The organism is Sporobacter termitidis DSM 10068, from assembly GCF_900130065.1.
Lineage (GTDB): Bacteria > Bacillota > Clostridia > Oscillospirales > Oscillospiraceae > Sporobacter > Sporobacter termitidis.
Genome location: NZ_FQXV01000029.1, coordinates 1 through 5,874, shown reverse-complemented (window position 1 = coordinate 5,874; position 5,874 = coordinate 1). Strand labels below are relative to the sequence as shown.

Annotated in this window: 5 protein-coding genes and 1 pseudogene; 2 read left to right on the top strand and 4 right to left on the bottom strand. The window is 51.3% G+C overall.

The genetic code is table 11. The features are described from left to right. Positions 1–1,829 (bottom strand): annotated as a pseudogene (locus BUB60_RS19305) (hypothetical protein); the annotation flags it as partial. Positions 1,830–1,836: 7 nt separating this feature from the next. Continuing rightward, the gene (locus BUB60_RS19300) at positions 1,837–2,199 is read right to left on the bottom strand and encodes a hypothetical protein (RefSeq protein WP_073083350.1); all 363 of its coding nucleotides are present in this window, start codon (positions 2,197–2,199) and stop codon (positions 1,837–1,839) included. A 117-nt stretch (positions 2,200–2,316) separates the two neighbouring features. Between BUB60_RS19300 and BUB60_RS19295 the strand changes: the two genes are divergently transcribed. Then, positions 2,317–2,547, top strand: coding sequence for a DUF2188 domain-containing protein (locus BUB60_RS19295; RefSeq protein WP_073083346.1), 231 nt, complete (start codon positions 2,317–2,319; stop codon positions 2,545–2,547). On the opposite strand, the gene BUB60_RS20350 is transcribed toward BUB60_RS19295, so the two are convergent. After that, positions 2,544–2,699, bottom strand: coding sequence for a hypothetical protein (locus BUB60_RS20350; protein WP_159435489.1), 156 nt, complete (start codon positions 2,697–2,699; stop codon positions 2,544–2,546). The genes BUB60_RS19295 and BUB60_RS20350 overlap by 4 nt on opposite strands. A gap of 72 nt (positions 2,700–2,771) precedes the next feature. Here BUB60_RS20350 and BUB60_RS19990 point away from each other — a divergent pair, with 72 nt between their 5' ends. Next, positions 2,772–3,266: a hypothetical protein gene (locus BUB60_RS19990; protein ID WP_143162434.1), complete on the top strand. Its 495-nt coding sequence runs from the start codon at positions 2,772–2,774 to the stop codon at positions 3,264–3,266. Positions 3,267–3,310: 44 nt separating this feature from the next. Here BUB60_RS19990 and BUB60_RS19290 read toward each other — a convergent pair whose 3' ends face one another. Beyond that, positions 3,311–5,791 carry a hypothetical protein gene (locus BUB60_RS19290; protein WP_073083356.1) on the bottom strand — a complete coding sequence of 827 codons (2,481 nt, stop codon included), beginning with the start codon at positions 5,789–5,791 and terminating at the stop codon, positions 3,311–3,313. Positions 5,792–5,874 lie beyond the last annotated feature (83 nt).

Genomic DNA, 5,874 nt, shown 5'->3' with positions numbered 1-5,874 from the left:
GTAAAGTCCGAACGGCCTGTCATCGTCCCCGACCAAGTACCGCCGCCATGGAATGTGTAGGTGTAGTTGTATCCGCCAGATTTAGATACAGCCCCGCTCTGCCCCGCTAATCCATTGCCCGCCGAGCCTGCGCCGCCGCCATATCCGCCGTATGCTGTAACGCCGCCTAACGATGCCGGTGAACCGTTGGCTCCGGGGTGATAAGTGGTTTCGTTTTTCGTTACATTTGGCCCCACGCCTGACGATCCTGCCCCCGCGCCGCCCGCCAATTCCCCGGTATCGCCTTTTCGCCCTAAGATGAGGCCCGATTTTGGCTCAACATAGCCGGAGCCGTAGGCGTGGCCCGTTTCCGCGCTGATGCCATCAAATATGGTGTGTTCGCCGCAGGAATACTCTTTGACCGACAATGGGACGACGGTCAGGTCCATAACCAAAACCCTACCGCCGGGCCCGCCCTCTCCGGGTTCGCCGCCAGCGCCGGGAGCTCCTGTTGACCCGTTTTTACCGTTCTCTCCAGAAACGCCCTGGGCGCCCGGCTCAACTTCAATGAGCCTTATCCGGGTTACGTCTTCGGGTATGGTCCAGTTGCCGATATCCGTGAGGACAACGTAATTATTGTAGTTGTCACCGTGGCCGACAGGGAGAAAACCTTTTGCAATCTCCGCGTCTGCCTTTAACGTTGCTGAGATATTGCCGATGTCGAGGGATTTGATATATCCGGTCTCGGCCTCTCCGAAAGGATTTGTGAAACTCACTTCCAGCGCGGGGCGCTCTTCGCCTAGCACAAGGGCCGCGTTTATAGTTGCAACTTCTGAATAATACTGCCCAACACGCAGCGCGACGTTATACGAGTTGAACGCAGATACCAGTGTCGCGTTCGTTACGGTGACGATATTTTCAGGCCCGGCGATACCGGTATCAAAAGACAGCACCGTTTTTGTATGCGTGTACTCTTTACCCTGCAGGGTGCCGGCACCGCTGACTATCGCATAGTTCACGCCTGATTCTTCGATGGTCAGTCCAGAGGCAACGAGGTCGTGGCACGGATTGTCGAACAGGACCGCCTGTGACGTCACTGATAAGGATGTATCGAGCAAAGTTACGGTCCGATCCTCTGGCGTTACAAACCATGAGTGCTCAGTCACGTCAACGCGGGTGCAGGGCGTCTTCGGCTCAATAGAGCCGTCTATGTAAATCCTGTCATCGTCTATCGCAACGGGTATAGCCGCCTCGATAAATTTGATGACTATATCGCCGTTGTCGTCCTTGAACACCCCGGCCCCTATTACGAAAAGTACCTGATGGAGATTTTCGCGGCATGACGCTACAGGTAGCCAGTTGGTGACGGGCGATGCAGCGACGTCGGGTTGAATCGTATACGGAATATCGCCCATCAATTCGGCGATGATAGTGCCGGCTGGCACTTCTGAATACATGCCGCCGTAATGCCGCCGATTGTCTAGAATCCCTATGGCCGAAAAGCTCGGGAAGTCATATTTCGTCGCGCCTATGCGGGAGGGCTGCTTTTCCAAATACGCCTTGATTATCGTCGTTCCGTCATGCTCATACTGGATAACGTCACCGTACTTGTAGTCGCTGATCGGATTTGAAATCAATATGGGCTCGTCATCTGCGGTATGAAGCTCGTAACCGTCGTTGTCCACAAGAAGTGCGTCATCGACATTGAGTGTCGCATCGAACGTGTCGATAGTGAGCTCTTCGGCATTGAGCGAGTTGCCCCTAAATACACTGCCGGCCAAGATATCCTTCTCATCCTGGTCGGCAGTTTCATCCGTATAAACATAACCGTTACATGTTATTTTGTTCATCGCCCACCTACTTCTGTATCAGCGGGAAAGTGATGCCGCTAACCAAAGGAGTCCATGCCGTTTTGCGAACGGCTGAAATGTTGTTGCTGTACATTGTGTACGTTTTTAAAGAACTGCCAGTAAACGGATTCGTATCGGTGACAACCGTAATCCACACAGGTTCAAGCAGAGCAAGGAGCACGGACGCAGCAGCGGCACTCAGCGTCGGGCATGTGATATCCGCCCGGTATTTGATCGCTACCCGGTCGCGTATCAGTGACCCAGATATGGCGCGTCCAGCATTGGGGCCCTCCACATCTGACCGCTGCCACTTGATGCCGTCGGGGGCTATGTAGGGAGTAATGTCCGTCCCGTTGATAGTAAATGTCATGGCGTTACCTCCAAAGGAAAGAGCGCCTATAGAATTGATCTATAGGCGCCCACAGCGCTCTTGAAATATTTTGAATTGCGTGATATTGTCGAATTATGGAAGGAGGTGAAAAAGATAATGGGTAAAAATCAATGGGTCTCCCCGCGCGAAAATGGCTGGGGTGTTCATGGCGAAGGCAACGAGAAAGACACAAAGCATTTCGACACTCAAAAAGAAGCACAAAATTATGCTATCGGAATTGCGAAAAACCAAGGAAGCGAAGTTATTGTTCAGGGCGTGAACGGCCAAATCGTAAGCAAGGACAGCTACGGCAATGACCCAAATCCCCCGAAAGACACTGAGCACTAATCAATCTTCGGCGACAATTTAACAACAACGCTTGGGCAGGCGGTGGTAATCAATTCGTTGGTTATCGCCGCTATCTCCTTTTCTTCTCCATCTTCTATGCATAAGATCGTTAGTTTGCTGATTGCATTGGATAAAACGTGATTTTCATTCATATTGTACTCTCCTTTTTGATATGGTAATATTGGGGAAAGTAGGCATAAAATATAAATGCCGGAGGGATTGCTATGGATGAAGAGATTAAAACAACCGCGAATGTAACCATTAATGAAAATGTTGTCTCAGAAAAGCCTACATATTGCGGCAATTGCGGCGCGATAATGTCAAGTCCAACCTGTTCAGTTTGCGGATCGCAAGTAAAAAAACTTCGCGATTATACCCAGTGCCCATATTGTAGCGCGGAATTGCACGGCCGCTTCTGCTCCGCATGTGGAAGAAAAGTTCGGCTCATATCTAAACGAAAATTCTTATTTATATACTTTGCCGCGCTATTATCATTGAGCTTGCTTATTGGCATATTCTCTAATAACATCCCCGGAGCGACTTTTGCTACTAAATTTTTCTTTGGGGCTATTCTTGTTTCAGGATTCTTTGCAATTTATGGGTTGGTGAGTTTGATCTATGTTTCCATAATCAAAAGGTCCAAAACCATATCGCTTAATATATTGGTACTTTCTTGCATTGCCTTTGCGGCAAGCTTCATTCTTTTTGCGATTGTCTAATTGCCGCTTACGCCCCTCTTGTTTAAGCGAGAGGGGCGTTCTCTTTATGTATTCACGTTCACAAAAGACGTTCCCGTCAGCCGGCTTTGTCGTTGCGTGTATGATTGCTGCTGACGCGCAAGCCTTTTCCCGTCCAAAACTATGTCCCCATTCTCTTCTATCGCCTTGACTATTTGAGACGCCATGGAATACACGGCTTCGATAACGCCATTATTTGCAGACGCGATTCCGCTGACGATTTGATTGTTGTTAGCTACAGCTGAATGTCCTCCGATTGTGCCCACCATTTCGGGCCCCGATTCTCGGGCAATAAACAGTTGTCCCGTCGATGGGAACCCCCCGTCAGCTGCGACCCCGATTTTTGACGCAACATCCGCTATTGAAATGACGGCCGGTGCCGCCGCGAGCACTGCCGGCGCCGCAAGCCCTCCCGATGCGGTTATTGCTATTGACGCCACCGCCACGCCGGCGGCTATTTTTGCTGCGGGAACAATCCAGCTTTTGTTTGCCTCCCAGAATCCGCTAAGCTTTTGTCCTGTCGCCTCCGCGAAACTCTTAATGCTTTCCCAGGCACTGCTAAGCCCCGAGGATACCGTATTGACTACGCCGGATATCGCGGAAGCCGTCGTGTTTATAAACCCGTTTCCCCAAGCCGCTACGGCTTGACCCGACGAGTTAAAGAACGACGTCAATGCGCTGCCGGCGCTGTTTAATCCCGACACGGTTGCGTCGCTTATGTATTGCATGACCGTATGGTAGTTCTCCATTACGCTGTTTCCCCAAGCCACTTCACCTTCGCTAGTGCCTTGATAAAAAGAGGCAAACCCAGGTGTTAATGATGGTATCGCCAGTGTAGCAGCTTTCAAGTAGTCCACCACGGACTGAAAGTTGCTCTTTTGCACCGTGCCCCAATCGTTGAGCGCCGTATTCGTATTTGTAGTGAAATTGGTGGTATGCTCTGCCGCAGTTTGGAGTGACGTCGTATAAGACGATGCGTTCACGTCCGGGATGGTCGCCGGGAAAATCATGGGCGCCTGCACCGGCGCTTGATAGGCCGATTTCGCATAAAGGTAATTATCCATGTTGATGACCGGCGCCATGGCGGCTTCGATCACAGGCGCGGTTATGGGCATCTTGTATGCAAGCACGGACTTGTTGTACGCCTCCAAGTCCAGCGGCTGGACAACAACCGGGGGTAGGGACAATTCGCGCTCCGGCGTTTTCAGCTTTCCGAGTTGGTCCCCTAACAACCCGATTGAGGGGACGGCCGCCAGGGCTGCATCGGCCAGAATATTTGTTGCCTTTGCATCGGCGGTCGTTTTTTCCGTTTGCTCTGACAATGATGTGTTTTTCTTTTTGAATAAACCGATGAGATTTTTTAAGCCGGAGATTAGTTTTTTTAATATCCACAAACCGGCACCGCCGCCGAGAAGTTTAAGAAGCCAATCATCGCCCAGCAAATCATGTATCGGGTCAATTATAGCCCTTACCTTATCGGCTATTTCCTTGATCTTGCTGTCAATGGGAACTTCCTCGAACATCTGCATGTAATTCTGCATGGACGGCAAGATGTTGAGTTCGTCAATTCCGATTGTCGCATTTTTCAGCGCTTTTGTTGCCTCGATGGCCGACGTTAACCCGTTGGTATAGTTGTCTACGGACTTCTTCGCCCTCGTATATGTAGAAGCCCCAGACATCGCCGCGAAGAACTGACTAAGATTGTCCGCCGCGTTTGATATGATATCCGCCAGCCGCTGTATCGTAGGCATCAAGGCGACCAGTATCTGCATAAAAGCTGCACCCAATGAGTTTTTAACCTGCAACCCTATCGCGGACAACTTTGCCATGTTCTGTATTGCCTGACCCGCGTCGTTGCCGCCCATGGACAAACTGTACGCGGCCAGATTCCGCATGCCCTCTGTAGCGGCGGAAACGGTCGCCCTGATTGCACCGAAGACAACCAAGCGTGCCGCAATGCGGCCTAACATTCGCTCGAACTTCCCGCCGCTGCCGGTTGCCTTATCAAGCGACTTTCCCGCATCTTTTGTGCCGTCGCGAACCTTCTTCATGGCGGGCGGCACCCTTTTTGATGCCGTTTCCTGGAGCCTGTTCATCTGCGCGGTCGCTCCTGCGGTCTTCTCCCTGAGTGCGTCCACCTGCGCCTGTAGCGGCGCTATCTGCGCGTCAAGCTTCTGCATGCCCGTATCATTGCCCACCATGAAATCAAGGCTCTGATCCTTCGTCAGGCCGGACAGCGCGGGCATGCTGCGATACTTGTTAATAATCGCGTCCTGCTGAGCATAGAGGGGGGCGAGTTTCTCGTTGATTTTGGCCATCTTGGCCTGTGTGCGGTCAACCTCCGCTTGCAGACGTTTCAGCGCCGTTTCAGCTTTGCCGGTAGACACTTGAACGTCGGGAACCTTCGTCTGCTGGATAGACTCAAATCTTTTTTTAAGGCCTGCAATTTTTTTCTCGGCAGACTCCGTTTTTGTTCTGACGATGATTTGCAGCTCTTCAACGGTCATTTCTGTGTGCCCCCTCTCTGCTGATTGTGCACTTTCGCATACGCCGCGAACTGGGCCTTGTGCTCCTGATAATCAAATACCTT

Coding starts and splice junctions, on each gene's coding strand:
- BUB60_RS19300 (WP_073083350.1), bottom strand. CDS start 2,199: ATGACATTTACTATCAACGGGACGGACATTACTCCCTACATAGCCCCC.
- BUB60_RS19295 (WP_073083346.1), top strand. CDS start 2,317: ATGGGTAAAAATCAATGGGTCTCCCCGCGCGAAAATGGCTGGGGTGTT.
- BUB60_RS20350 (WP_159435489.1), bottom strand. CDS start 2,699: ATGAATGAAAATCACGTTTTATCCAATGCAATCAGCAAACTAACGATC.
- BUB60_RS19990 (WP_143162434.1), top strand. CDS start 2,772: ATGGATGAAGAGATTAAAACAACCGCGAATGTAACCATTAATGAAAAT.
- BUB60_RS19290 (WP_073083356.1), bottom strand. CDS start 5,791: ATGACCGTTGAAGAGCTGCAAATCATCGTCAGAACAAAAACGGAGTCT.